This window comes from Rhizobium sp. ERR 942 (assembly GCF_007828395.1).
GTDB lineage: Bacteria > Pseudomonadota > Alphaproteobacteria > Rhizobiales > Rhizobiaceae > Rhizobium > Rhizobium dioscoreae.
In genome coordinates this window covers 1,252,778-1,276,964 of the sequence record NZ_VIUA01000001.1, presented here as the reverse complement: position 1 = coordinate 1,276,964, position 24,187 = coordinate 1,252,778, and the positions used below count along the sequence as shown (strand labels likewise).

Annotated in this window: 27 protein-coding genes; 15 read left to right on the top strand and 12 right to left on the bottom strand. The window is 59.6% G+C overall.

The genetic code is table 11. The features are described from left to right. Positions 1-21: 21 nt before the first annotated feature. Complete coding sequence (locus FBZ97_RS06325; protein ID WP_145317236.1) at positions 22-822, bottom strand: DUF2189 domain-containing protein; 801 nt, start codon at positions 820-822, stop codon at positions 22-24. A 168-nt stretch (positions 823-990) separates the two neighbouring features. Between FBZ97_RS06325 and FBZ97_RS06320 the strand changes: the two genes are divergently transcribed. The 6 genes from FBZ97_RS06320 to FBZ97_RS06295 all read left to right on the top strand — a co-directional run bounded on the left by FBZ97_RS06320 (position 991) and on the right by FBZ97_RS06295 (position 4,759). Then, the gene (locus FBZ97_RS06320) at positions 991-1,545 is read left to right on the top strand and encodes an alpha/beta hydrolase (RefSeq protein WP_145317234.1); all 555 of its coding nucleotides are present in this window, start codon (positions 991-993) and stop codon (positions 1,543-1,545) included. 266 nt (positions 1,546-1,811) lie between these two features. Next, positions 1,812-2,576: a phosphoribosylaminoimidazolesuccinocarboxamide synthase gene (purC, locus tag FBZ97_RS06315; RefSeq protein ID WP_069613005.1), complete on the top strand. Its 765-nt coding sequence runs from the start codon at positions 1,812-1,814 to the stop codon at positions 2,574-2,576. A 17-nt stretch (positions 2,577-2,593) separates the two neighbouring features. Further along, a complete protein-coding gene (gene purS, locus FBZ97_RS06310) occupies positions 2,594-2,836 on the top strand; it encodes a phosphoribosylformylglycinamidine synthase subunit PurS (protein ID WP_145317232.1) in 243 nt (80 codons plus the stop codon). A 103-nt stretch (positions 2,837-2,939) separates the two neighbouring features. Then, on the top strand, positions 2,940-3,611 hold the full coding sequence (purQ, locus tag FBZ97_RS06305) for a phosphoribosylformylglycinamidine synthase subunit PurQ (protein WP_145317230.1): 672 nt from the start codon (positions 2,940-2,942) through the stop codon (positions 3,609-3,611). 122 nt (positions 3,612-3,733) lie between these two features. Next, positions 3,734-4,141 (top strand): hypothetical protein, encoded by a 408-nt coding sequence (locus FBZ97_RS06300; protein WP_145317228.1) that lies wholly within the window; start codon positions 3,734-3,736, stop codon positions 4,139-4,141. Positions 4,142-4,225: 84 nt separating this feature from the next. Continuing rightward, positions 4,226-4,759, top strand: coding sequence for an AAA family ATPase (locus FBZ97_RS06295; RefSeq protein ID WP_145317226.1), 534 nt, complete (start codon positions 4,226-4,228; stop codon positions 4,757-4,759). 40 nt (positions 4,760-4,799) lie between these two features. Here the strand turns inward: FBZ97_RS06295 and FBZ97_RS06290 are convergent, their stop codons facing one another. After that, positions 4,800-5,045: a DUF1127 domain-containing protein gene (locus FBZ97_RS06290; protein WP_145317224.1), complete on the bottom strand. Its 246-nt coding sequence runs from the start codon at positions 5,043-5,045 to the stop codon at positions 4,800-4,802. Between the two features lie 105 nt (positions 5,046-5,150). Between FBZ97_RS06290 and FBZ97_RS06285 the strand changes: the two genes are divergently transcribed. The 4 genes from FBZ97_RS06285 to FBZ97_RS06270 all read left to right on the top strand — a co-directional run bounded on the left by FBZ97_RS06285 (position 5,151) and on the right by FBZ97_RS06270 (position 9,951). After that, complete coding sequence (locus tag FBZ97_RS06285) at positions 5,151-6,569, top strand: PLP-dependent aminotransferase family protein (protein ID WP_113355521.1); 1,419 nt, start codon at positions 5,151-5,153, stop codon at positions 6,567-6,569. A gap of 225 nt (positions 6,570-6,794) precedes the next feature. Next, on the top strand, positions 6,795-7,301 hold the full coding sequence (locus FBZ97_RS06280; protein WP_233789759.1) for an acyloxyacyl hydrolase: 507 nt from the start codon (positions 6,795-6,797) through the stop codon (positions 7,299-7,301). 170 nt (positions 7,302-7,471) lie between these two features. Beyond that, positions 7,472-9,703, top strand: a complete 2,232-nt coding sequence (gene purL, locus FBZ97_RS06275) for a phosphoribosylformylglycinamidine synthase subunit PurL (RefSeq protein ID WP_145317222.1) — start codon at positions 7,472-7,474, stop codon at positions 9,701-9,703. A gap of 14 nt (positions 9,704-9,717) precedes the next feature. After that, the gene (locus tag FBZ97_RS06270; protein ID WP_004108912.1) at positions 9,718-9,951 is read left to right on the top strand and encodes a BolA family transcriptional regulator; all 234 of its coding nucleotides are present in this window, start codon (positions 9,718-9,720) and stop codon (positions 9,949-9,951) included. On the opposite strand, the gene FBZ97_RS06265 is transcribed toward FBZ97_RS06270, so the two are convergent. Further along, entirely contained in the window at positions 9,937-11,136 is a 1,200-nt protein-coding gene (locus tag FBZ97_RS06265; protein WP_145317220.1) for a hypothetical protein, read from the bottom strand. The two genes, FBZ97_RS06270 and FBZ97_RS06265, sit on opposite strands and share 15 nt — an antisense overlap. A gap of 219 nt (positions 11,137-11,355) precedes the next feature. Continuing rightward, positions 11,356-11,658 (bottom strand): hypothetical protein, encoded by a 303-nt coding sequence (locus tag FBZ97_RS06260; RefSeq protein ID WP_113332585.1) that lies wholly within the window; start codon positions 11,656-11,658, stop codon positions 11,356-11,358. A gap of 386 nt (positions 11,659-12,044) precedes the next feature. On the opposite strand from FBZ97_RS06260, the gene grxD reads away from it, so the two are divergent. The 3 genes from grxD to FBZ97_RS06245 all read left to right on the top strand — a co-directional run bounded on the left by grxD (position 12,045) and on the right by FBZ97_RS06245 (position 15,062). Next, positions 12,045-12,380, top strand: coding sequence for a Grx4 family monothiol glutaredoxin (gene grxD, locus FBZ97_RS06255; RefSeq protein ID WP_047633128.1), 336 nt, complete (start codon positions 12,045-12,047; stop codon positions 12,378-12,380). 140 nt (positions 12,381-12,520) lie between these two features. Further along, the gene (locus tag FBZ97_RS06250) at positions 12,521-13,753 is read left to right on the top strand and encodes a multidrug effflux MFS transporter (protein ID WP_145317653.1); all 1,233 of its coding nucleotides are present in this window, start codon (positions 12,521-12,523) and stop codon (positions 13,751-13,753) included. A gap of 13 nt (positions 13,754-13,766) precedes the next feature. Next, positions 13,767-15,062 (top strand): multidrug effflux MFS transporter, encoded by a 1,296-nt coding sequence (locus tag FBZ97_RS06245; RefSeq protein ID WP_113355602.1) that lies wholly within the window; start codon positions 13,767-13,769, stop codon positions 15,060-15,062. 14 nt (positions 15,063-15,076) lie between these two features. Here the strand turns inward: FBZ97_RS06245 and FBZ97_RS06240 are convergent, their stop codons facing one another. The 6 genes from FBZ97_RS06240 to rpsD all read right to left on the bottom strand — a co-directional run bounded on the left by FBZ97_RS06240 (position 15,077) and on the right by rpsD (position 20,428). Then, positions 15,077-16,006, bottom strand: coding sequence for an adenylate/guanylate cyclase domain-containing protein (locus tag FBZ97_RS06240; protein ID WP_145317218.1), 930 nt, complete (start codon positions 16,004-16,006; stop codon positions 15,077-15,079). 114 nt (positions 16,007-16,120) lie between these two features. Next, positions 16,121-16,945 carry an inositol monophosphatase family protein gene (locus tag FBZ97_RS06235; protein WP_113332590.1) on the bottom strand — a complete coding sequence of 275 codons (825 nt, stop codon included), beginning with the start codon at positions 16,943-16,945 and terminating at the stop codon, positions 16,121-16,123. Positions 16,946-16,961: 16 nt separating this feature from the next. Next, a complete protein-coding gene (locus tag FBZ97_RS06230; protein WP_145317216.1) occupies positions 16,962-17,789 on the bottom strand; it encodes an inositol monophosphatase family protein in 828 nt (275 codons plus the stop codon). 73 nt (positions 17,790-17,862) lie between these two features. Continuing rightward, positions 17,863-18,750: a tRNA 2-thiocytidine(32) synthetase TtcA gene (gene ttcA, locus FBZ97_RS06225; RefSeq protein ID WP_145317214.1), complete on the bottom strand. Its 888-nt coding sequence runs from the start codon at positions 18,748-18,750 to the stop codon at positions 17,863-17,865. 59 nt (positions 18,751-18,809) lie between these two features. Continuing rightward, positions 18,810-19,739, bottom strand: coding sequence for a glutaminase (locus tag FBZ97_RS06220; RefSeq protein WP_113389969.1), 930 nt, complete (start codon positions 19,737-19,739; stop codon positions 18,810-18,812). A 71-nt stretch (positions 19,740-19,810) separates the two neighbouring features. Next, positions 19,811-20,428: a 30S ribosomal protein S4 gene (gene rpsD / locus FBZ97_RS06215; RefSeq protein WP_069613020.1), complete on the bottom strand. Its 618-nt coding sequence runs from the start codon at positions 20,426-20,428 to the stop codon at positions 19,811-19,813. A 281-nt stretch (positions 20,429-20,709) separates the two neighbouring features. On the opposite strand from rpsD, the gene FBZ97_RS06210 reads away from it, so the two are divergent. Next, positions 20,710-20,937: a CopG family transcriptional regulator gene (locus FBZ97_RS06210; RefSeq protein ID WP_069613201.1), complete on the top strand. Its 228-nt coding sequence runs from the start codon at positions 20,710-20,712 to the stop codon at positions 20,935-20,937. Further along, positions 20,934-21,374 carry a TA system VapC family ribonuclease toxin gene (locus FBZ97_RS06205; RefSeq protein ID WP_145317212.1) on the top strand — a complete coding sequence of 147 codons (441 nt, stop codon included), beginning with the start codon at positions 20,934-20,936 and terminating at the stop codon, positions 21,372-21,374. Before FBZ97_RS06210 ends, FBZ97_RS06205 begins: the two co-directional genes overlap by 4 nt. A gap of 7 nt (positions 21,375-21,381) precedes the next feature. On the opposite strand, the gene FBZ97_RS06200 is transcribed toward FBZ97_RS06205, so the two are convergent. Both FBZ97_RS06200 and FBZ97_RS06195 read right to left on the bottom strand, forming a co-directional pair. Further along, positions 21,382-22,899, bottom strand: coding sequence for an ATP-binding protein (locus tag FBZ97_RS06200; RefSeq protein WP_145317210.1), 1,518 nt, complete (start codon positions 22,897-22,899; stop codon positions 21,382-21,384). A 130-nt stretch (positions 22,900-23,029) separates the two neighbouring features. Next, positions 23,030-24,175 (bottom strand): alpha-hydroxy acid oxidase, encoded by a 1,146-nt coding sequence (locus tag FBZ97_RS06195; RefSeq protein ID WP_145317208.1) that lies wholly within the window; start codon positions 24,173-24,175, stop codon positions 23,030-23,032. Between the last annotated feature and the right edge of the window lie 12 nt (positions 24,176-24,187).

Here is a 24,187-nt window from a genome sequence, read left to right as displayed (position 1 = left end):
TTCGGCCAATGCCGGCCTCGTCTAGTTCCCGGTCACAATCAGCTTGCGATAGAGATGCCAGGATGCGTGACCGAGAACAGGCATGACGACCGCCAGCCCGGCAAAGATCGGGATGGTGCCGATGACGAGCAGCGCCGTCACGATCAAGCCCCAGACCGCGATCGGTACCGGATTGGTCAGCGTCGCCCGGATGCTCGCATCCACCGCGGCGACGACACCGACGTCGCGATCCAGCAGCAGTTGGAACGTAACGACCGTTGTCACCAGCGCGACGAGAGCAAAGAGGAAGCCGATCAGATCGCCCCAAAGCATCATCGCCATGCCCTCGCGCGTCGTCAGCACGCTCGACACGAAGGATGAAAGCGTCGGAGGAACACCGTCGCCGAAGTAGATGAAGTAGATGCTCTGCGCCACGAAGAGCCAGACGATGAACAGACCGAACAGCATGAGGCCGGCAACGATGATCGACGGCAAGGCCGATGAGAAGCGCACGTCGAACGCATGGCTCCATGACGTATCCAGCCCCTTTTCCCGCCGCCTGCTGATCTCGTAGAGGCCGATTGCGGCCAGCGGCCCGAGCAGAGCGAAACCGGACATCAGCGGAAACAGCAATGGCAGCAGATTCTGGTCGGTGCTCCAGATCGCCAGCGCAATGCCGGCAATCGGATACATCAGGCACAGAAAAACATAATGCGATGGCTTCTCGCTGAAATCGTCCAGCCCCATCTTCAGGGCGTCGACGAGATCGGCGACACCGATCTTACGGATGGCGGGGCGCGTAAAAGTGTGGTCTGCTCCAGCCATGACGTGAAAGGCCGTCATAATGCTCTCCTCCTCAACCGTGGTGCTCGGCTGGCGGTTCAAGATGGCGGCAAACGGGGCGCCGACATCGTCATTCGCTACCGGCAGCGGCAATGCTAGCAAATTTTGCCGCAATTGTCGCCTTTTTCCCTTGACAGTTGGCCTCCCCTTTTCCAAATCGGCGAAATCATGAAAGCCTCCGACGCAAACATCCTCATCATCCCCGGCTATACGAACTCCGGCCCCGACCACTGGCAGACGCGCTGGGAGCAGAAGCTCTCGACCGCACGGCGCGTGGAACAGGCGGAATGGTCGAAGCCCGTACGCGACGATTGGGTGGCCCGCATTGCGGAAGAAGTGAATGCCTCCGACAAGCCCGTCGTCCTGGTCGCGCATTCGCTCGGCGTTCCCTCGGTGATCCATGCGATCCAGCATTTCCGCAACAAGGTCGCTGGTGCCTTCTTCGTCGCGCCGCCCGATGTCGCCAATCCAGCCATCCGGCCGAAGCATCTGATGACGTTCGGCCCCTATCCGCGAGACCCCCTACCATTTCCGTCGATCACGATCGCAAGCCGCAATGATCCCTTCGGCAGCTACGAACATGCGGATGATATTGCCAACAGCTGGGGCTCGCTGCTGATCGATGCCGGCGAATCCGGCCATATCAATACCGAATCCGGTCATGGGCCCTGGCCGGAGGGCACTATGGTCTTTTCGAAGTTTCTCAGCCAGCTGAAGCCGTAGTATTATTCATCAACGATGATGGATAGAGGCATGCCTCGCCTCACTAGCCTGTGAAGTACCTGGCAGCTTCATTCCATCGTCAGATAAAAGCTTGTAAAACAGGCCATGACTGGCCCCCGAATCTTGCGTTGGCACCCCGCCAAGGCCGGAATTCCGAGGAAGGAGGCGCAGGCGGATTGTGAATTCGCTTCTTATCCGTTATGGGGACGCCCACATACGATCCACTTGCGCTGTCCCATGAGCGCCAAAGACAGAGAACAATACCAATGAACCGTCGCCGCCGTATTTACGAGGGCAAGGCCAAGATCCTTTACGAGGGGCCTGAGCCGGGCACGCTGATCCAGTTCTTCAAGGACGACGCCACCGCCTTCAACAAAAAGAAGCATGAAGTCATCGATGGCAAGGGCGTACTGAACAATCGCATCTGCGAGTATATCTTCAGCCATCTGAACAAGATCGGCATTCCCACCCATTTCATCCGCCGCCTCAACATGCGCGAGCAGCTGATCAAGGAAGTGGAGATGATTCCGCTCGAGATCGTCGTGCGCAACGTTGCCGCCGGCTCGCTCGCCAAGCGCCTCGGCATCGAGGAAGGCGTGGTTCTGCCGCGTTCGATCATCGAGTTCTACTATAAGTCCGACGCGCTCGAAGACCCGATGGTTTCCGAAGAGCACATCACCGCCTTCGGCTGGGCCAACCCGGCCGAGCTGGATGACATCATGGCGCTTGCCATCCGCGTCAACGACTTCATGACGGGTCTTTTCCTCGGCGTCGGCATCCAGCTCGTCGACTTCAAGATCGAATGCGGCCGCCTGTTCGAAGGCGACATGATGCGCATCATCCTCGCCGACGAAATCTCGCCGGACTCTTGCCGTCTCTGGGATATCGAAACCCGGGAAAAGATGGACAAGGACCGCTTCCGTCGCGACATGGGCGGCCTGCTCGAAGCCTATTCCGAAGTGGCTCGCCGCCTCGGCATCATCAATGAAAACGAACCCGTGCGCGGCACGGGCCCGGTTCTCGTCAAGTAAGTTCAGAAAGGACAATCGTGATCAAGGCTCGTGTAACCGTCACGCTGAAGAACGGCGTTCTCGATCCGCAGGGCAAGGCAATCGAGGGCGCGCTCGGCGCACTCGGCTTTGACGGCGTCCATCAGATCCGCCAGGGCAAGGTCTTCGATCTCGAGCTTGAAGGCACCGACAAGAACAAGGCTGAAGCCGATCTCAAGGCCATGTGCGAAAAGCTTCTCGCCAATACGGTCATCGAGAACTTCAGCATTTCGATCGACTGATTGTCCTCTTTCGCGAGCCATTCTTCCTTTGTCTGAGGCAATGGAGTATGGCTCGCGAAGCACTTCCAGCGATTATCCCTTTGCCTATTGCGGGACCAGCATCATGAAATCAGCAGTCGTCCAACTTCCAGGCCTCAATCGTGATCGCGACATGATCGCGGCGCTGACCAAGATTTCCGGCCAGGCGCCCGTAACGGTCTGGCAGACGGAGACCGAGATTCCGGATGTCGACCTGATCGTCATTCCCGGCGGCTTCTCCTACGGCGATTATCTGCGCTGCGGCGCGATTGCCGCCCGCATGCCGATCATGCAGGCGATCAAGGACAAGGCCGACAAGGGCGTCAAGGTTTTGGGCGTTTGCAACGGTTTCCAGATCCTTCTGGAAGCCGGCATGCTGCCGGGCGCGCTGATGCGCAACGCCTCGCTGAAATTCGTCTGCCGTGAAGTGAAGCTGGAAGTCGTCAATGCCGAGACGGACTTCACGGCCGCCTATGCCAAGGGCCAGGTCATCCGCAGCCCGGTCGCGCATCACGATGGCAACTATTTTGCCGATGCCGAGACACTGAAGGCGATCGAAGACAACGGTCAGGTGGTCTTCCGCTATGCCGAAGGCACGAACCCCAACGGCTCCGTCAATGACATTGCCGGCGTCATGAACGCCAAGGGCAATGTGCTCGGTATGATGCCGCATCCGGAGAACCTGATCGAGGCAGCCCATGGCGGTAGCGATGGCCGCGGCCTCTTCGCCTCCGCGCTTGGGGTGGTCGCAGCCTGATAACGGCCGATCCACTATCGGAACCATAAAATCGGCGTCTTTGCATAGAACAGCAGGGCGCCGGAAAGCGGCCCGGTACACATTAGCAGACCAGCCCTAACCGCTTCATTGGAAAGAGATTGATGCGCCCTCGCCTCCTGACAGGACTTTATTCCGCCGCTGCCATTGCGATGCTTGGGCTGTTGGTCACCTCTTGCGGCCCGCGTCCGCCGAGCATCACTGCGACCGATCACAGCGCCCTGTCGACGATGGAGCGCATCATGCTCAACGCCAATGCCTGCTGGTTCAAGTCTTCGGACCCGGCTTTCGCGAGTTATCAGCTCGCTCCGGAGCTCAACTCCTTCACCGGTCGCCCACGCATCCTCGTGGTCGACAAGAAGCATCCGACCGGCCGGCCATCGCTCGTCGTGCAAGCGGAAGGCAATCCCGCGCAATTGCAGGCCTTCGGTCCGATGATGTCAGGCGCCTCCGGCGGCCGCATCACGGGCGACGTCAACCGTTGGGCTGCAGGCTCGAAAGCTTGCAGCTAGGCTGATGACCCGAGGCTTTCCGCTTCATGCGGAAACCTCACAGCCAACGCATGACGTGCCCTCTTATGATCAGGGATCATTGTCATGGACAAATTTATCATTCTTTCGGGCTGCTCCGGCGGCGGCAAATCGACGTTGCTGGAGGCGCTCAAGCGACGTGGTCACCACGTCGTCGAGGAGCCGGGCCGCCGCATCGTCATCGAGGAATTGGAAGGCGACGGATCGGCCCTGCCATGGGTCGATGCGCCGGCATTTGCCCGTCGGGCGATCGCCATGTCGCTGACTGACCGCGAGAAAGCGGCGCAATTATCCGGCTTGGTCTTTTTCGACAGAGGATTGATCGATGCCGCTTCGGCGCTCGAACATTTGACGGGCGAACCGGCCCTGGCTTCGCTCGGTCAATTGCACCGCTACAACCGACATGTCTTCCTGACGCCGCCATGGCCGGAAATCTATGTTGGCGATCGCGAGCGGAGACACAATCTTGCGGCGGCGGTTGCAGAGTATGACCGGCTAACCGCCGCCTATCCCACGCTCGGCTACGACGTCCATGTCCTGCCGAAAATCGACGTCGAGGAACGCGCCGATTTCGTTCATTCCGTTCTGGGTCTCAATTAGACGCCGGACAGCTCGATGCCTGATATGCGGCTCAGCCCATTCAATCCCAGAAGAATGACTTACTGACTTCCTTTGCCGCCTCGCGACGCGTCAGGCCGATGTCGTGTAACTGATCATCGGTCAGATCTCTTAAAACACGCCGTCCCTCGCGCTTCTCCAGCCAATCCCAATAGGACGTCCAGAGCCGGCGCAACATATGCGGCCTTGGCTGCGCCGCTCTAATTCCAACGCCCGCCGCGCAGGGATCTCCCGCTTCGGTCGAACAGATTGTAGCCATTGTACTCATCTTCATTTCCACATGATGGTGACAATTTCGATGCATCGAGCCAAACGATGCAAATTGACTCATACTCTTGACTCAATGACAGGGACAATCTAGGAAATTGTCATTATGACAAATTGGCTTCCTGACATTTCCAGCGGAACCGGCCCGGTCTATATCCGCGTCGCCGACGCCATCGAACACGCGATTACCCATGGCGTCTTGCCGCCCGGCACCAAGCTGCCGCCGCAGCGCAATCTCGCCTATGATATCGGCGTGACCATCGGCACTGTGAGCAGGGCCTATGCCCTTGTGCATGAACGCGGTCTGGTCGCCGGCGAAGTCGGCCGCGGCACCTATGTTCTGGAACGTTCGAACGGCAAGCAGATCGAACTCGTGGATCCGATCACGCAGGCGCTTGCCGGCACGCGCGGCCTGAACACGCCGGATGCCAAGATCCGCTTCGATACGACCGCCGCTCCCGATATCGGTCAGGGCACGATCATCGGCAAGCTTTTCGCCGACATCAGCAGCGAGCATCAATCCGAGATCTCTTCTTATTCAAGGAATTTCCCGGCGAGCTGGTTTGAGGCGGGACAGATCTGGCTTGCCCGCAACGGCTGGCAGCCGGCAATCGAGACGATCGTGCCGACGCTCGGCGCCCATGCCGGCGCCATTGCCGTCATTTCGGCCGTTACCTCGCCGGGGGACAAGATCGTCTTCGAGAATCTCACCTATACGCAGATCAGCCGCGCCGCACGCCTGCTCGGACGCCGCACGATCCTGGTGGATTCGGACGAGCATGGCATGATCCCTGAGGATTTCGAGCGCCTGTGTCAGCAGCAGCATCCTCGCCTCGCCTTCCTGATGCCGACAGCCCATAATCCCACCCTGGTGACAATGCCCGAGGCAAGACGCCGCGCGATTGCCGCCATTGCGCGCCGACATAGTGTCTGGCTGATCGAGGACGATCTCTATGGCGGCATGACCGGCGACCAGAACCCGCTTATGGCCACCATTGCGCCGGAGCGAACTTTTGTCGTCAGCAGCCTTTCGAAATCGGTGACCGCTGGCGTGCGCGGTGGCTGGGTCGCCTGCCCGCCGCATTTCGCCCAACGCATCAAAGTCACCCATAAGATGACGACTGGCGGCCTCCCCTTCATCCTGGCCGAAACCTGCGCGCGGCTCGTCCTTGGTGGTCACGCATTGGAATTGCGTCGCAAGGCGGTCGAAGAAATCAAGGCCCGCGAACAGCTGGCGCGCGTGGCATTGGCGGGCTTTGAATTCAATTCGCATCCGCATCTGCCCTTCCTGTGGCTGAAGCTGCCCGAACCCTGGCTGTCAGGCACCTTCAAGAACGCCGCCCTGACCGAGGGTGTGTTGATCGATGACGAAGACGAGTTCAAGGCGGCGCGAATCGAACGGGTTTTCCACAGGGTCCGTGTCGCCTTTTCGTCGCCCCCACAGCGAGAAGATGTTGCGGCCGGCTTTATGACATTACGCAGGTTGTTGGAAAACGGCTCATCGGGATACGATAGTCACATTTAAGCAAGCCTTATCAATTTATCGACGTACATCTTGCGCAAATGCGATTTCGCCGTCTCGACTCTTAGCACGCTACCATTCTATCAATGAAAAATGAGGATTCGCCCGCCACACCAGGGGGAGTGCATGGCTATTGCAAGCTTTTTCAGCAAACGTTTAGTTTCGAGTTTTCTGGTAATCAGTTCGGTATTTGTTGCAGGTCAATCGGCCGCAACCGCTGCAGATGCGGTGGCAGCTACTCCCGCCGCCCCAGTCAAGATTTTCGACGAATTGCGTTTCGGCGCGAGCGGCTCCATCCAGAACGGCAACGAGCATGAAAGCGGTGTCTTCCCGGATGTCCAGGTACTTTTCAATCCGTTCGGCTATAATCCGACAGCAGATTGGAAGGATCAGCTGACGCATCCGCGTATCCACGTAGGCACATCGATCGGCACGTCAGGCTCCGCGACGCAGGTCTATGGTGGCCTTTCCTGGACGCTGACTCACAGCAACGGCATCTTCACCGAACTCGGCTTCGGCGGCACGGTGCACACGGGTAACTTGGACGACTGGCGAGAGCACGGTCCGATGCTCGGCTGCCGTCTGCTCTTCCACGAATATGCCGGCCTCGGTTATAATTTCGACAGCCATTGGAACGTAATGGCGCAGATCGCGCACTCCTCGCATGCCAATCTTTGCGATGGGCCTAATGGCGGCATGACGCGCGCCGGTATCATGGTTGGCTATAAATTCTAACCGCGCGAGGCGGTCTCCTATGGCCGCGCGCTTGATTTTCGTTGCATCTACGCCGGCGTGTTGTGAACGCCGGTGATTTTCCTGTCGCACGACAGGGAGACTTGCGCTAAAGAGACCCCGATCCCTGACCGGTCTTCAAATCCTTTACAGGCAAGGACACTCGAGCGCCCATGACCATTTCCAATTCGATCCAGATCACCCCCGAACTGATTGCTGCTCACGGCCTCAAGCCGGATGAATATCAGCGCATCCTGGATCTGATCGGCCGCGAGCCTTCCTTCACCGAGCTTGGCATCTTCTCCGCCATGTGGAACGAGCACTGCTCGTACAAATCCTCCAAAAAGTGGCTCCGCACTCTGCCGACCAAGGGACCGCGCGTCATTCAGGGCCCGGGCGAGAATGCCGGCGTGGTCGACATCGATGATGGCGATTGCGTCGTCTTCAAGATGGAGAGCCACAATCACCCCTCCTATATCGAACCCTATCAGGGTGCTGCGACCGGCGTCGGCGGCATTCTGCGCGACGTCTTCACCATGGGCGCCCGGCCGGTTGCTGCCATGAACGCCCTGCGCTTTGGCGAGCCGGATCATCCGAAGACCCGCCACCTCGTCTCCGGCGTCGTTGCCGGCGTTGGCGGCTATGGTAATTCCTTCGGCGTTCCGACTGTCGGCGGCGAAGTCGAGTTCGATGCGCGCTACAACGGCAATATCCTGGTCAACGCCTTCGCGGCAGGCCTGGCCAAGTCGAATGCCATCTTCCTGTCTGAAGCCAAGGGCGTTGGCCTGCCGGTCGTCTATCTCGGCGCCAAGACCGGTCGCGATGGCGTCGGCGGCGCGACAATGGCGTCGGCTGAATTCGACGAATCGATCGAGGAAAAGCGCCCGACCGTTCAGGTCGGCGATCCCTTCACCGAAAAGTGCCTGCTGGAAGCCTGCCTGGAACTGATGCAGACGGGCGCCGTCATCGCCATCCAGGACATGGGTGCCGCCGGTCTCACCTGCTCCGCCGTCGAAATGGGCGCCAAGGGCGACCTCGGCATCGAGCTCGATCTCGACAAGGTGCCGGTGCGCGAAGAGCGGATGACGGCCTATGAAATGATGCTGTCGGAAAGCCAGGAGCGCATGCTCATGGTGCTGCAGCCGGAAAAGGAAGCCATCGCCAAGGCGATCTTCGTCAAGTGGGGCCTGGATTTCGCGATCGTCGGCAAGACGACGGACGACCTGCGCTTCCGGGTCATCCATCAGGGCGAGGAAGTCGCCAACCTGCCGATCAAGGATCTCGGCGACCAGGCCCCGGAATATGATCGGCCGTGGCGCGAGTCAGACAAGCGCGCCGCCCTGCCGGCCGACCTCGTTGCCGCGCCGGAAGACTACGCGCAGGCTCTGCTGAAACTCGTTGGCTCCGCCAACCAGTCCAGCCGCCGCTGGGTCTACGAGCAGTACGATACGCTGATCCAGGGTAACTCTCTGCAGCTTCCCGGCGGCGACGCCGGCGTCGTCCGCGTCGAAGGCCATCCGACCAAGGCTCTCGCTTTCTCGTCCGACGTCACACCGCGTTATGTCGAAGCCGATCCGTTCGAAGGCGGCAAGCAGGCCGTCGCCGAATGCTGGCGCAACATTACGGCAACCGGCGCCGAGCCGCTGGCTGCGACCGACAACCTGAACTTCGGCAATCCGGAAAAGCCTGAGATCATGGGCCAGTTCGTCGGCGCCATCAAAGGCATCGGCGAAGCCTGCCGCGCGCTGGATTTCCCGATCGTCTCCGGCAATGTCTCGCTTTACAACGAAACCAATGGCGTCGCGATCCTGCCGACCCCGACCATCGCCGGCGTCGGTCTCCTTCCGGACTGGAAGGCGATGGCCCGCATCGGCTCAGCCTCCGAAGGCGACCGCGTGTTGATGATCGGCCTCGACGGCAGCCATCTCGGCTCTTCGATCTATCTTCGCGATATCATCGGCTCGACGGATGGCCCTGCACCGGAAGTCGATCTCTTCGCCGAACGCCGCAACGGCGATTTTGTGCGCTCCGCCATCCGCAACGGTCAGGTCACCGCCTGCCACGACATCTCCTCCGGTGGTCTGGCGCTCGCTCTGGCGGAAATGGCGATGGCTTCAGGCAAGGGCCTGCGGATCGATCTCGGCGAATGCAAGACATTGCCGCATGCAGCCCTGTTCGGCGAGGATCAGGCTCGCTATGTCATCGCTGTTCCGGCCGATGTCGCCGACTTCGTCTGCATCAATGCCGAAAGCGCCGGCGTGCCTTTCCGCCGCCTCGGTACCGTTGGCGGTGACGCACTCGTCGTCGACGGGCTGTTAACGCTTCCGGTTGAACAGTTGCGCGAGGCGCATGAATCGTGGTTTCCTGCCTTCATGGATGGCGGCGCGCTCGCCGCTGCTGAATAATCGAGGTACCACTTATGCCAATGAATCCCGGCGATATCGAAGACATGATCAAGGCCGGCATTCCCGGCGCCAAGGTGACGATTCGCGACCTGGCCGGGGATGGCGATCACTATGCCGCCGAAGTTGTCGCGGAAGCCTTCCGCGGCAAGAGCCGCGTGCAGCAGCACCAGATGGTCTATGATGCCCTGAAAGGCAATATGGGCGGCGTGCTGCACGCCCTTGCGCTGCAGACGTCAGCGCCCGACTGAGAGCGCCAGCGCCTCTTCGCCGGAGTTGAAGCTCAGCTCCGGCAATCTCTTCGGTGAGAATTCAGCGAAATCCGAGGCCGGCAGCGGACCGGCCGTCATCAGCGTGAAATCGAAAAACGCCCTCACATCGGGGCCGAGCACATATTGCCGGTGAACCCGCAGGAAATCGCGCTTGATCTTCTTGTAATGCGTCTCCGACAGCATCTGCTTGAAACGTATGAACAGGATCGAAGCCTGCCGGGCATCCTCGTGCCCGCAAACGGCGGCAACCTTTGTCTTATAAAAATGGATCGCATCGGTCAGACAGTGAACGTCGAGCCAGAAGATGTCCTTGCAGCGTGCGATCAATCCCACGCGTGAGCGCAGCACCTTTGCCGGCCGCATGAGGGCGCATTGCAGGATGGCACTGCCAAGCGTCGTAAATACCACGCGCTTGCCCAGCAGCAGCTCCGGCTCGCGCTCAAGCAACAGGCCGACCACGTGAGCTGCCACGGACGAGCCCATGCTATGCGAGGAGATGACGAATTCTTCGACGTCGGGCTCATCCAAGGCTTGCCGGACGCTGACGGCGCTCGCTTCCAGCCATTGTTCTGCGCCTATTCCGTTCAGCCCCGCCATCGCGACTGCCATTTCCCAGTCGGAGAAAAGATGCAGAGTATGCAACTTCTCGGCCTGCGGCAGGAAGACATAGACGAAGAAGGCGACCGCGAGCGCGATACTGCCGATATGGCTCCAGGCCGGCAATCCTAACAGGATTGGCGTAAACGCAATCGACAGGCTGAGAACAAGGCCTGCGAGCATCAGCAGAAAGGGAAAGATGAAGAACAGGCCGAAGCGCCATGCATGACGGAAATAGCCGGCCATGCCGCCCGAAATGGCAACCCTTGCGGCAGCGAGATAGCCCTGGATGAGCCGCGTAAAGAACGGCCTGCCGTTCAGGACGGCAACCAGATCGTTATGATCGACGATATGAATGCGGCTTTGGGTATGCCAATCCGCAGCCGTCGCCGTGACATCAAAATACGGTGCCCTGCCAAAATTCTTCAATTCTCCCACCGAGGCGGAAAAATCCCAGGTGGCGGCGCTCTGCCGGGCGGAACGCTCATAACGAGCCCGATGTGCGGCAGCATTCAGCGGCTCGAAGCCAGGGAAGTGGAGAACCACCCTCTTCTTGATAGAATTCATATTGTAGTCTGTCCCCGGGGCGCCAGTAGTACTGATGAAATTTGAAAATCAGCCAAGACCATGGCCTGCTGGCTTTTTCATGGCAGACCGCAACAAATCGTCCAAAAACAAAAAGATAGGGTCAAACGCTTATAATCGCGTCAGCCCGCATGACGGATGCACAATCGTCCTCAGCCGGCTTTTTCGCCATGCCGAGTGTAAAATCCGAATTCCGGCATATCAGCATTCCCGGCGCGGATATGGAGAGATATCGGCACAGGAGTCCAGCGACGGCGCAGTTATTACTTTCTCGGCGACCGGCGGCGTGGTCGATTGCGGCGTCGGTGCGGTCGAGGCCCGGTAACCGAAAGCGATGCTCAGAATGAGCACGATGGCACTGACGGTCACGGTACTGTTCAGAATCGATGCTCGTGGTGTGCGCACATGCTCGTAATATTCCCGCTCGCCTTCGCTCGTATCTTCAGAGCTATAAAATTCCCGCTCTTCACCAACCTGCCCTTCGGAATAGTGATGGTGGCTCATGGAGTCCGCTCCCTCAAGAAATATGCGAATGCAATGCCGCCAGGGACCGATACGCGCCAAATCGCATCAATCGGCAAACTCTAACAAACATACCGATGGTTTGTAAATTAGGTAGCATACTAATATTCATCGTCCCTTGATTTCAAATTCATGTGTGTTGTTCACGGCTGGAGTTGAAGGGGTGATTTCAAAACGCACTGTTCAGAAAAGGCAGTCAATCGACACCTTTTGAACGTTCCTGTTAACGACTGATGCCGGAAATCTATTCATGCGATGAAAAAGACGGCACCTACGTTTTGCCGCTGGAAATCAAGCCGGGCGCTTGCTATTTAAGGGACAGATGTAACGCTGCGGACCTTGACCCCGCATGTGAAAGGAACTGGACAATGAGCGGCATTCAGGAATTCATCGCCAACGAAGTTAAGAACAACGACGTCGTTCTCTTCATGAAAGGCACCCCCCAGTTCCCGCAGTGTGGTTTCTCCGGCCAGGTGGTCCAGATTCTCGACTATATCGGCGTCGATTATAAGGGCATCAATGTCCTGGCCGACGCTGAAATCCGTCAGGGCATCAAGGACTATTCCAACTGGCCAACCATTCCGCAGCTTTACGTAAAGGGCGAATTCATCGGCGGCTGTGACATCGTGCGCGAAATGTTCCAGGCGGGCGAATTGCAGCAACACCTTCAGGAACACGGCATCAGCGTTCGCGGCGCCGCCTGACCGGGCACCGGGCTCCCCGTCCGGTTTCCATAGTTCAATTTGATCGATAAGGCGCTGCCGCCGGGCGGCGCCCTTGACATGTTTATGGGAATAAAACCGTGACGACTTCATCCCAGGCCATGTCCCATGGGCAACTGCCCATGGGCAAACGTGAGTTCATCGCACTCGCGGCCTTCCTGATGGCGATTAACTCACTCGCAATCGACATCATGCTTCCCGCGCTGCAGCAGATCGGTTCCAGCCTCGGCGTGATGAATGAAAACCATCGGCAATATGTGGTAACAGCCTATCTGATCGGCTTCGGCTCGGCCCAGCTTATCTATGGCCCCTTGTCGGATCGCTTCGGCCGCCGCATGCCACTCTTGATCGGCATCACCATCTACGTGATTTCGGCGTTCGGCATCGCCCTCATCCCGTCTTTCGCCGGCCTGCTGGCACTCCGCTTCATTCAGGGCCTCGGCTCGGCGGCCACCCGCGTCATCACCGTCTCCATCGTCCGCGACGTGTTCGGCGGCCGCCTGATGGCCGAGGTGATGTCGCTCATCATGATGGTTTTCATGATCGTTCCGGTCATCGCGCCGGGAAGCGGCCAGATCATCCTGCTGGTCAGCACCTGGCACATGATCTTCGTCTTCATCGGCGCCATGGCAACCCTCGTCGGTCTCTGGATGTATTTCCGGCTTCCGGAGACGCTTAAGCCTGAAAATATCCGCCCCCTGACCGTCAGATCGGTTGCCGCCGGCTTCAAGATCGTTCTGACGGACCGGGTAGCACTCTGTTACACCTTGGCGAGCACGTTCCTGTTCGGCGCGCTGTTCGGCTTCATCAATTCCGCCCAGCAGATCTACAACAACATCTACGGCCTTGGCGTCTATACGCCGCTGGCATTCGGCGGCGTGGCGGCGTTCATGGCCCTGTCGTCTTTCGTCAACTCCCAATTCGTCGGTCGGTTCGGCATGCGCCGGCTGTCGCACACGGCCTTGCTCGGCTTTGTCGCCATCACCTTCTGTTGGCTGCTGGTGCAGCTTTACGGGCCATCACCGATGCCGTTCCCTCTGTTCATGGTCTTTTTCGCACTGGCCATGTTCCAATTCGGCTGGATCGGTTCCAACTTCAACTCTCTGGCGATGGAACCCCTCGGCCACGTCGCCGGCACGGCATCCTCCGTTCTCGGCTTTATGAGCACGGTCGGCGGCGCATCGATCGGCGCCTGCATCGGGCAGTTCTATAACGGCACGGCGACACCGATGGTCATCGGCTATTTCACCGTTTCTCTCATCGGCGTCGTCTTCGTGCTGATTGCCGAAAAGGGAAAGCTGTTCCGCTCGCACAATGCGCCGCCTCCGGCCGACCAGTCTCTCGCTTTACATTGACAGGCATATTCGAATGACAACCCCGCCTCAATCCCAGCAGCCGGCCCAGCAGCCTGCACAGTCCGGCTCCAGCCGCATCGGCCTCGGCATCGTGGAATTCATCCTCACGATCGCCCTGATGACGGCGAGCATTTCGATGGGCATCGACAGCATGCTGCCGGCACTGCCGAATATCGGCCAGTCGCTTCATGTCGCCAATCCGAATGACACCCAGCTCGTTATCGGCGTCTATTTCCTCGGTTTCGGCATCTGTCAGCTTTTCTTCGGCAGCTTGTCGGACACCTATGGCCGACGGTACATCCTGCTCGGCGGTCTGGCCTTCTATACGGTGACCCTATTTGCCGCAGCCTGGAGTGGCAGCCTGTTTGCCTTGCTGGCAATGCGTTTTGCGCAGGGCGTCGGCGCCGCGGCCGTGCGCATCACCACGCTCGCCATCGTCCGCGATTGCTTCGGCGGTCGCGAAATGGCCCGCGTGATGTCCTATATCATGATCGTCTTCATGATTATGCCGATGGTTGCGCCCTTCGTCGGCCAGATGATTGTCGCCTATTCGAACTGGCAGTGGATTTTCATTCTGCTCGGCATCGTCAGCGCCGGCCTTTTCTTGGTTGCCTTCTTCCGCATGAAGGAGACGCTGCCCGCTGAAGAGCGCCTGCCGCTCTCGGTCACCTCCGTACTGTCCGGTTTCAAGACAGTGCTGACCAACCGCATCACCTGCGGCTACATGATCGGCCTGACGCTCTACACTGGCATCATCTGCGCCTACGTCGTTTCGGTGCAGCAGGTCTTCGGCGAAGTTTACGGGCTTGGAGACACGTTTCCGATCGCCTTTGCGGCAACGGCAGCCGGCACCGCCGTCGCACAGTTCGCTAATGGCTATTTCGTCCGCAGCTTCGGCATGCGCCGCATTTCCCACGCTGCCATGATCCTTTTCACCGTTTTAGGCGCCATCGGCTACATCGTCGGCATGTTCGGCCAGCCGAGCTTCACCTTCATCTATGTACTGATCTCGGTGATGCTAATGATGTTTGCAGTGATCACCACCAATTGCATGGCGATAAGCCTCGAGCCGATGGGACACCTGGCGGGTACGGCGGCCGCCATCACCAGCTCGATCTCCACGACGGTCGGCGTCCTGCTCGGCGGCATCGTCGGCCAGATGTTCGACGGCACGGCACAGCCGCTGCTTGCCGGCTTCACGGTGTTTGGCGCGCTGTCGATCGTCGCGACGCTATGGGCGGAACGCGGCAAGCTCTTCACCCATCCCGGCGATGCGCCGGCGCTGGAACCGGGCATGGGGCACGTCTGAACGACGTGCCTTCCTCAGGCGCCGCTGCGCGGCCGACTGACCCAGCGCACCGCCGCAGCGATCGCAAGCCCAAAGAGCGGCCACATCGCCCAAGGTGTTCCATGCCAGGTGAAAAGGTTGATGGCAACGATCCCGATGCCAGTAATCACAAGGCTGGCAATCGCCATATCGATCTGTCTGTTGCTGCGGACGTAGCGGAACGCCGCACCCCATAGAATCGCGAGTATGGGCCATTTCGCCCAGAATTCGCCCTGCCAGGTCAGCCCATTGATGATGGCGAGAGCGACGCAGATGATGACAACGCCACCATAACTCCGCCGCCAGTCTTGCGGAAAAGGTTCCCGCATCACCGGCTCGGGCGCCCGCGCGGGAGTGGGCTCCGGAACCGATTGATAATCGGACGTGGTATCGACGACCCGCACGCTGCCGATGCGCACAGCATAGCTCGGTACGCCGCCTTCGATGTTCTTGACCTCGAGCTGCCCGAGAAAATCGAAACCGACCGCTACCTTGTTGCGGACCTGATCGTAAACCGTGTTGGAAATGACAATTCCACCCGGAGCGGCGCGCGACTGTAGCCGGGCGGCAATATTGACGCCGTCGCCATAAAGGTCATCGCCATCGGCGATCACATCGCCAAGGTTGAGCCCGATGCGGAACAGCATCTGCTTGTCGGGGTCAGTCACGGCATTGTAACCGGCAAGTTCGTTTTGCGTATCGATCGCAGCGCGCACGGCTTCGACGACACTTGGAAACTCGGCAAAGACGCCATCGCCCCAGGTATTGATGACCCGGCCGCCATGCGCTTCGATCAGCCGTTTCATCGCGTCGCGGTAACGACGAAGAGTGGATAACGTCCCCTCCTCGTCCTTCCCCATGAGGCGCGTATAATCCTGCACGTCGGCGCAGAAAATGGTGGTCAGCTTGCGGCTCGTCTCGGACATCTGTCTCATCCCCGCGGCAAGCGCCGACCAAGGCTCTTGCCTGTCGAAGCAAAGATAGCCCCGCCGCAGTGACTTTCCAAGGGCCTCGCGGACTATCCTCGCGCGTGACTCACCTTAAAGAGTGAAGACCTCGCGCCGCAGCAGCTCCCAGGTATCCTTGTCCGCCGCGACCAGCAGCCCGCCATCGAGGTGATGCGGCAGATAGGGCGAACCATCGAAACGGCGGACATATGCGCCGGATTCGGCCGAGATCAGCGATCCCGCCAGATGATCCCAAGGCATCAGCTTGTTGTACATGAGATAGTGCACATAGCCGCCAGCGAGCGTGCGGTACTCATGCGCAGCACAGCGATAGCAGGTCGTGTAGCGCACCTTGGCAAGATTGCCCATGATTTCGGCGCGCTTTTCCTTCGGCAGGAAGCCGGTAGCCGCCATGCCGACCAGCTCTTCCAGCGGGACGGAAGGAGCAACGTTGAGACGCAGCGTCTCGCCATCCGGACGGCGTAGCCATGCGCCGCTGCCGCGCTCCGCCAGCACCCAGTCATCACCCATCGGATCGAAGATGATACCGGCAACGGTCTCGCCCTTCGACACGACCGAGGCCATGACGCCGAAAGCCGGAATGCCGGCGGCAAAATTGAACGTGCCATCGACGGGATCGACAATGATTGCGAGATCGGCATCCTGCAGCTTCTTCAGTAGCGACGGGTCGGCCGCAACCGATTCCTCGCCGATGAACAAAGCTTCGGGCCAGAGCCGGGCAACTTCTGCCTTGATCATGCGCTCAGCCCGTTCGTCGGCTTCCGTCACCAGATCCGTCGCCTCGCTCTTGGCGCGGACATCATCGCTGCCGAGCCTGCGAAAGCGCGGCAGGATCTCCGTCTGCGCCGCGCGGCGCAGCACATGAGCGAGCGTGGTAACGTCAACGAGCGATGTCATGCATTTTCCTTTCGCGTCAGGCGCCGATGATCTCGCGGCGGATCATCCGCCAGCTTTCCTCGTCAGGCGCAGAAATGATGCCGCCGATCGTTTCGCCGGGCTTATGGGGCGTACCATCGAATTTGGCGGTATAGCCGCCCGCCTCCTGATGCGCCAGCACGCCGGCCAGATGATCCCAGGGCATCAATTTGGAATGGCCGATGAAATGCCACTTGCCAGACGCCACCATCCAATATTCGTAAGCTGAGCAATTCACTGAGAAAACCATGCGGGTCTTCGATAGATTGGCGTTGATCCGCGACCGGTCGGGCTCATCCATATGCCCCCAGGATATGGCGCCCGTCATAGCAGTCAAAGGGGCAGGTGCGGTAACGGCAAGCCGCCTCGCCTCCCCGCTTTCCCGGCGCAGGAAAGTGCCGCCGCCCTTCATGGCAGTCACGGTGTCACCCAGCACGGGATCGTGGATAATGCTGCCGATCGTCTCGCCATTGGCAATGACGGCGACGATCGTTCCGAAGACCGGCAGTCCGGCCGCGAAATTGAAGGTGCCATCCACCGGATCGATTGTAAAAGCCAATTCCGCATGCGCCAGCGCCGGCACGACGGACTTATCCGCCTCATAGGCCTCTTCGCCAACGATCAAAGCGCTTGGAAACCGTGCCTTCAGCGCCGTGGTAATATGGCGTTCGGCCAGAAGGTCGGCCTCGGTTACAAGATCGATAGCCGAGGTTTTCTCCGATATGTCGCCGGCATCTAGATTGCGGAAGCGCGGCATGATCTCCTTTGCCGCCGCTGCGGCAACGGTCGTCATCACATAGTCGAAATCCGTATCGGAGAAGGTCATCGGAAGCCTCTGTTTTGAAAGGGCTTCCTCTTATGCCCGATTCGATGACATCGGTGTGGCAAAAGCGCCGAATTTACGCCGGGTCGCTCGAAGAGCCCTGCGTCATCAACCCTGCAAAATCGAACAGCTTGGGATCGAGCAGGTGCGACGGATTTACATGCGCCAGAGCGCGCAGCATCGTGTCCTTACGGCCCGGCATCCGCCGTTCGATATCGGCGAGCATGTCCTTCATGGCATTGCGCTGCAGCCCATCCTGCGAGCCGCAGAGATCGCAGGGAATGATCGGAAATTGCATGGCCGCAGCAAACTTGGCGAGATCGTCCTCTGCCGCGTAGGCGAGCGGGCGCAGCAGCATGAGGTCGCCTTCGTCGTTGAGCAGCTTTGCCGGCATCGAAGCCAAGCGACCGCCATGGAAGAAGTTCATGAAGAAGGTCTCGAGAATATCCTCGCGGTGATGGCCAAGCACCAGCGCATCGCAACCTTCCTCGCGGGCGATGCGATAAAGATTGCCGCGGCGCAGGCGGGAACAGAGCGAGCAATAGGTTGCCCCCTCCGGCACCTTCTCCTTCACGATCGAATAGGTGTCGCGATACTCGATGCGATGCGTGACGCCGATTTTCGTGAGGTATTCGGGCAAGATATGCTTCGGGAAATTCGGCTGCCCCTGATCGAGATTACAGGCGATCAGCTCCACCGGCAGCAAGCCTCGCCATTTCAGATCAAGGAGCAGCGCCAGCAAACCGTAGGAATCCTTGCCGCCGGAAAGGCCGACCAGCCAGCGCTTCTGGCCCTTCAGCATCTGGAAGTCTTCCATTGCCCGGCGCACCTGCCGCAACAGGCGCTTGCGAAGCCTGTTGAAGGAGACCGTACGCGGCGCATCGAAAAACATCGGATGGACGGCAGAACCGCCATCGTCAGCCTCGATATCGATATCGTCTTTCACCATGGTCGCGATATTCATTGCTCATTCCTTGCATCTCGCCACGCTGATAGCAGAAAGCGGAACGAGAAGACACCGCATCAATCGCCGAATACCGACCAGCCGGTGCGCGCCGCCAGCATCTCCAGCGCAACAGCGCCGAGCTGTGAATTGCCGACCTTGTTCAGGCCCGGCGACCAGACAGCGATCGAGCCGATACCCGGCGCTACGGCCAGAATGCCGCCGCCGACGCCGCTCTTGCCCGGCAGGCCGACATGATAGGCAAAATCTCCAGAGCCATCATAATGGCCGCAGGTCAGCATCAGCGCATTGATACGCCGCGCCCGCTTCGGCGAAACGACGGAATGCCCGGTGATCGGATTGCTGCCGCGCGCAGCGAGATAGAGCCCCGCCTTGGCAAGCTGCTGGCAGCTCATCGACAGCGCGCATTGATGGAAATAGACGCCGAGCACATGCTCGACCGGATGGTGGATATTGCCATAGGCCCGCATGAAATTGGCAAGAGCAAAATTGCGATACCCAGTCTGGGTTTCCGAACGCGCGACCTTGTCATCGATGCTGATCGTCTCGTCGTCAGCCACATAGCGGACGAAGCGCAGCAGCTCGCCGATGGCCTCGCGCGGTTCGTGGCCGGCCAGCACGACATCGCTGACGGCGATGGCACCCGCATTGACGAAGGGATTGCGCGGTATTCCCTCTTCGCGCTCCAGCTGGACGATGGAGTTGAAGGCCGTGCCGGACGGTTCGCGCCCTACCCGATTCCACAAGCTCTCGCCGACTTTGCCCAGCGCCAGGGTCAGCATAAAGACCTTGGAGATACTCTGGATGGAGAAAGGAACGCCGGCATCACCGATGCTGTAGACTTTGCCGTCGACCGTCGCGATTGCCATCCCGAACTGCTTCGGGTCGACCTTTGCCAGCTCGGGAATGTAATCGGCGACCTTGCCTTCGCCGATGCGCGGCGAAAGCTCCGCATGAATGCCGTCGAGAATGGCCTGCAAATCCGTCATGAGGCGCTCCAAAGACAAAAAAGCCGCTCGAACCGAGCGGCTTTTCATTCATCAAGAAAGTTATCCGCTTATTAACGCGAATAGAATTCGACGACCAGATGCGGTTCCATGACGACGGCGTACGGTACGTCGCCGAGAGCCGGAACGCGAGCAAAGGTCGCAACCATCTTGTTGTGATCGACTTCGATGTAGTCCGGAACGTCGCGCTCAGCCAGAGCAACCGATTCGAGAACGGTTACGAGCTGCTTGGACTTTTCGCGAACTTCGATAACGTCGCCGGCCTTGCAGCGGTAGGAACCGATGTTGACGCGAACGCCGTTAACGGTGACGTGGCCGTGGTTGACGAACTGACGGGCAGCAAAGACTGTCGGAACGAACTTGGCGCGGTAGACGATCGCGTCCAGGCGCGATTCAAGCAGGCCGATCAGGTTTTCCGAAGTGTCGCCCTTGCGGCGGTTGGCTTCGTCGAAGATGGCACGGAACTGCTTTTCACGCAGGTCGCCGTAGTAGCCCTTCAGCTTCTGCTTGGCGCGCAGCTGCACGCCGAAGTCCGAAAGCTTGCCCTTGCGGCGCTGGCCGTGCTGGCCCGGGCCGTATTCGCGGCGGTTTACCGGGGACTTCGGACGGCCCCAGATGTTCTCGCCCATACGGCGGTCAATTTTATACTTGGACGATTCGCGCTTGCTCATCGCATTTCCTTTCAAGTGTTATGGCGGCCCGTTGCCGAACCGCGAAGGAAACACGCCCTCCTCTGAACTCCGTTTTCGAGCTCTGACAGGCCTCTCACGTTAGCGAACGGACGAGGCCACGGGACATGTCAAATGAAACACCGGACATTTCTGCCCGGCGTTGGCGCGGTCTGTAAGGGGTCGTCATGAAAATGTCAACAGCCCGCGCGGTTGCTGTTGAGAATGAAGCAACAAATGCTATATTTGATGCGTGATGACTGATGCTCGATCAAGGTGCAATGATGCGAACAACCCTTGCAATTGATGACGACGTACTTGCCGCGGCAAAGGCGATGGCAGAGCAGCAGCACCGCAGCATCGGTGATGTCATTTCCGACCTTGCTCGCCGATCGCTAAACCGCTCACAGCCGGCAAAGGAGCGGAATGGTATTCCGTTGCTCACGCCCAAGACAGGCAATCCCCCTGTTACGCTCGATCTTGTCAACAAACTTCGTGACGAGCTTCCGTGACATTTCTGTTGGACGTCAATGTTCTGATCGCTTTATTCGATCCGAGCCATGTATCGCATGATGTCGCCCATGAGTGGTTTCACTCCCTAGGCGGCGACAGTTGGGCAACGTGCCCGTTAACGGAAAATGGCGTTATCCGAATTCTCAGTCAGCCGAGCTATCCCAACTCGCCCGGTCCACCATCGACGCCCGCGCTTCTTGTTGCCCAGCTTCGCCGTTTGCCCGGTCACCAGTTCTGGGCCGACGATATCAGTCTGCTGGACGATACTTTGGTGGATTCGACACGCATTCTGACTCCTGGACAGATCACCGACACCTATCTGTTGGCATTGGCGAAATTCCATGGAGGCCAACTGGCAACGCTCGACCGGCGCCTATCGACTTCAGCCGTTAAAGACGGCAAAGCCGCACTCCATATCATCAGCAGCAATTCGTAACCGGCAGCTATTCCGCCGCCGCCTGCTCGCCACCGTCCAGATCGGGCGCATTGGCATCGCCCGGAGCCGTCTGCGATGCCATATCCGGAAAGGCGACGATGCGCTTGCCCGAAAAATCCGTGTGGACGACGACGCTGCCCTGCTCCTCGAAATAGCTCAGCAGTCGCCGTGCACGCCGTGCAGAATGGGTGCCGTAGGCGCGGGCGATGCGGGCGTCGGACGGGCATGGCTCGCCGCTGATGGCGGCTTTCGCTAGCATCAGGAACACGCCCTGCAAGTCATCGGTGACGCTGGAGGAGAGCGAGAGCGCGGTCGCCCATTGGTCCGTCGCCATGACCTCTTCGTCCGCACCGGAACGGACGATCGCCACGCGCCGACGGAACTCCGACAGGCTCATCGGCGCGCCGGGAACGCGGCGCATGCGCAAACGAACGAGAAACTCCTGATAGAGCACCGAATCCGTGCGGAAGCCGGAGGCAGGGTCGTCGAGGATTTCGGAGAGTACGGCGCTCACCCTCGCCTCGCGATCCTCGCTCGATAGTTCCGGCTGGCTGATCTTCGGCTCGGAAGGCGCCGGGCTTGCCGCCGGCACGGAGCGGGAAAGCTCTGCCAGAATATCGGTCGTTGGACGCGGTGCCGGTGTGGTACGGCGGACAACGGGGCGAGTGAACTCTTCCGGATCCGGCGTGAAGATCAGATCTTCGACATCCTGCGGTGCATCCGGCAGCGGCATCAGCTTGGGGCTGGAAGAACGTGCCGAGGTTTCCACCGCCCCGATGGTGATCGGCAGCGGCCGACGGGAAAGTGCCGGTCCGAGGGCGACGAAATTGCCGCGCTTAAGGTCGCGGAACATTTCCGCTTGCCTGCGATCCATGCCGAGAAGGTCGGCCGCGCGAGCCATGTCGATATCGAGGAAAGTACGGCCCATCAGGAAGTTGGAGGCTTCCGCTGCAACGTTCTTGGCAAGCTTCGCAAGCCGCTGCGTCGCGATGACGCCGGCAAGGCCGCGCTTTCGGCCGCGGCACATCAGATTGGTCATGGCGCCGAGCGACATCTTGCGTGCATCTTCCGAAACATCGCCGCCGACCGAAGGCGCAAACATCTGCGCTTCGTCGACCACAACAAGCACCGGATACCAGAATTCGCGATCGGCATCGAACATGCCATTCAGGAAGGCTGCGGCAGCGCGCATCTGCTGCTCGATATCGAGCCCCTCCAGCGTCAAAACGCAGGAAACGCGATGCTGGCGGATGCGGTTGGCGATACCGGCAAGTTCGGCTTCCGTACGCTCTCCATCGACGACGACATGGCCGAATTTATCGGCCAGCGTGACGAAATCACCCTCGGGATCGATGATGACCTGCTGCACCCATTGTGCGGATTGCTCCAGCAGCCGCCGCAACAGGTGCGATTTTCCGGAGCCGGAATTGCCCTGCACCAGAAGACGCGTCGCCAGCAGCTCCTCGATATCGAGCTGGGCGCTGGTCCCGCCGGACGCCGTTCCCATGTCGATGCCGACCTGCAATGCACTTCCCCTATGAGCAAGAATCAAATGTGGATGCGTCCCATCTTTCTGAAAGGACGCGCCTCCGTCTAGCAAAGATTTCCAGGCTTCGCGCCAGTGGATTGAAAAAACCCACAGGCGATTGCGAGACCTACCTGAAGCGCAGGTTCGCGCGCGAAAGCTGGCTGACCGACGTGCAGCCCATCAGCTTCATGTCGCGCTCGACTTCCGTGCGCAGATGCCTGAGCGCCCGCTCCACGCCCGCCTGACCGGCAGCGGCCAGCGGATAGAGATAGAAGCGGCCGAGGCCAACGGCCTTGGCGCCGAGCGACAGAGCCTTCAGCACATGCGTGCCGCGCTGCACGCCGCCATCCATCATCACATCGATGCGATGGCCGACGGCATCGACGATCTCCGCCAGCTGGTCGAATGCCGAGCGCGAGCCATCCAGCTGCCGGCCGCCATGGTTCGACAGCACGATGCCGGTACATCCGATATCGACCGCACGCTTGGCGTCCTCGACCGACATGATGCCCTTCAGGCAGAACTGTCCGTTCCAATGCATCACCATCTCAGCGACGTCGTTCCAGTTCATCGACGGATCGAGCATCTCGGTGAAATACTTGCCGATAGACATGGCGCCGCCGCTCATATCGACATGCTCGTCGAGTTGCGGCAGGCGGAACTTCTCGTGGGTGACGTAGTTCAGCGCCCAAGCGGGCTTGATGGCGAATTGGGTGATCCCGGCCAGATTGAGCTTGAAAGGAATGGAAAACCCAGTGCGAAGATCGCGCTCGCGATTGCCGCCGGTAATGCTGTCGACAGTCAGCATCATGACGTTGACGCCGGCTTCCTTAGCCCGCTCCATCATTGCCCGATTCAGGCCACGATCTCTGTGGAAATAGAACTGGTAGACCTGCGGTCCCGCATGCTTCTTGCGGATTTCCTCAAGACTGACGGTGCCGAGCGAGGAGACGCCGAACATGGTGCCGAGCGAAGAGGCGGCGGCTGCAACCGCATTCTCGCCCTGATGATGGAAGAGCCGCTGCAGCGCCGTCGGAGAGCAATAGAAGGGCGTCGCAAGCTTTTGTCCCATGACGGTGACAGACATGTCGATCTCGCTGACCCCGCGGAGAACGTTGGGCACGAGATCGCAGCTTTCGAAGCTCGTCGTGTTTCGCCGGAGCGTCACTTCGTCGTCGGCAGCACCATCGATATAGTTGAAGATCGGACCGGGAAGACGCTTCTTCGCGAGAAGGCGAAAATCATGGAAGTTGTGGCACTCACTCAGACGCATAGCTTGCCCCGA

Bases quoted from the DNA above. Each gene is read 5' to 3' on its own strand.
- FBZ97_RS06325 (WP_145317236.1), bottom strand. From the start codon at position 822: ATGACGGCCTTTCACGTCATGGCTGGAGCAGACCACACTTTTACGCGC.
- FBZ97_RS06320 (WP_145317234.1), top strand. From the start codon at position 991: ATGAAAGCCTCCGACGCAAACATCCTCATCATCCCCGGCTATACGAAC.
- purC (WP_069613005.1), top strand. From the start codon at position 1,812: ATGAACCGTCGCCGCCGTATTTACGAGGGCAAGGCCAAGATCCTTTAC.
- purQ (WP_145317230.1), top strand. From the start codon at position 2,940: ATGAAATCAGCAGTCGTCCAACTTCCAGGCCTCAATCGTGATCGCGAC.
- FBZ97_RS06300 (WP_145317228.1), top strand. From the start codon at position 3,734: ATGCGCCCTCGCCTCCTGACAGGACTTTATTCCGCCGCTGCCATTGCG.
- FBZ97_RS06295 (WP_145317226.1), top strand. From the start codon at position 4,226: ATGGACAAATTTATCATTCTTTCGGGCTGCTCCGGCGGCGGCAAATCG.
- FBZ97_RS06290 (WP_145317224.1), bottom strand. From the start codon at position 5,045: ATGAGTACAATGGCTACAATCTGTTCGACCGAAGCGGGAGATCCCTGC.
- FBZ97_RS06285 (WP_113355521.1), top strand. From the start codon at position 5,151: ATGACAAATTGGCTTCCTGACATTTCCAGCGGAACCGGCCCGGTCTAT.
- purL (WP_145317222.1), top strand. From the start codon at position 7,472: ATGACCATTTCCAATTCGATCCAGATCACCCCCGAACTGATTGCTGCT.
- FBZ97_RS06270 (WP_004108912.1), top strand. From the start codon at position 9,718: ATGCCAATGAATCCCGGCGATATCGAAGACATGATCAAGGCCGGCATT.
- FBZ97_RS06265 (WP_145317220.1), bottom strand. From the start codon at position 11,136: ATGAATTCTATCAAGAAGAGGGTGGTTCTCCACTTCCCTGGCTTCGAG.
- FBZ97_RS06260 (WP_113332585.1), bottom strand. From the start codon at position 11,658: ATGAGCCACCATCACTATTCCGAAGGGCAGGTTGGTGAAGAGCGGGAA.
- grxD (WP_047633128.1), top strand. From the start codon at position 12,045: ATGAGCGGCATTCAGGAATTCATCGCCAACGAAGTTAAGAACAACGAC.
- FBZ97_RS06250 (WP_145317653.1), top strand. From the start codon at position 12,521: ATGGGCAAACGTGAGTTCATCGCACTCGCGGCCTTCCTGATGGCGATT.
- FBZ97_RS06245 (WP_113355602.1), top strand. From the start codon at position 13,767: ATGACAACCCCGCCTCAATCCCAGCAGCCGGCCCAGCAGCCTGCACAG.
- FBZ97_RS06240 (WP_145317218.1), bottom strand. From the start codon at position 16,006: ATGTCCGAGACGAGCCGCAAGCTGACCACCATTTTCTGCGCCGACGTG.
- FBZ97_RS06235 (WP_113332590.1), bottom strand. From the start codon at position 16,945: ATGACATCGCTCGTTGACGTTACCACGCTCGCTCATGTGCTGCGCCGC.
- FBZ97_RS06230 (WP_145317216.1), bottom strand. From the start codon at position 17,789: ATGACCTTCTCCGATACGGATTTCGACTATGTGATGACGACCGTTGCC.
- ttcA (WP_145317214.1), bottom strand. From the start codon at position 18,750: ATGAATATCGCGACCATGGTGAAAGACGATATCGATATCGAGGCTGAC.
- FBZ97_RS06220 (WP_113389969.1), bottom strand. From the start codon at position 19,739: ATGACGGATTTGCAGGCCATTCTCGACGGCATTCATGCGGAGCTTTCG.
- rpsD (WP_069613020.1), bottom strand. From the start codon at position 20,428: ATGAGCAAGCGCGAATCGTCCAAGTATAAAATTGACCGCCGTATGGGC.
- FBZ97_RS06210 (WP_069613201.1), top strand. From the start codon at position 20,710: ATGCGAACAACCCTTGCAATTGATGACGACGTACTTGCCGCGGCAAAG.
- FBZ97_RS06195 (WP_145317208.1), bottom strand. From the start codon at position 24,175: ATGCGTCTGAGTGAGTGCCACAACTTCCATGATTTTCGCCTTCTCGCG.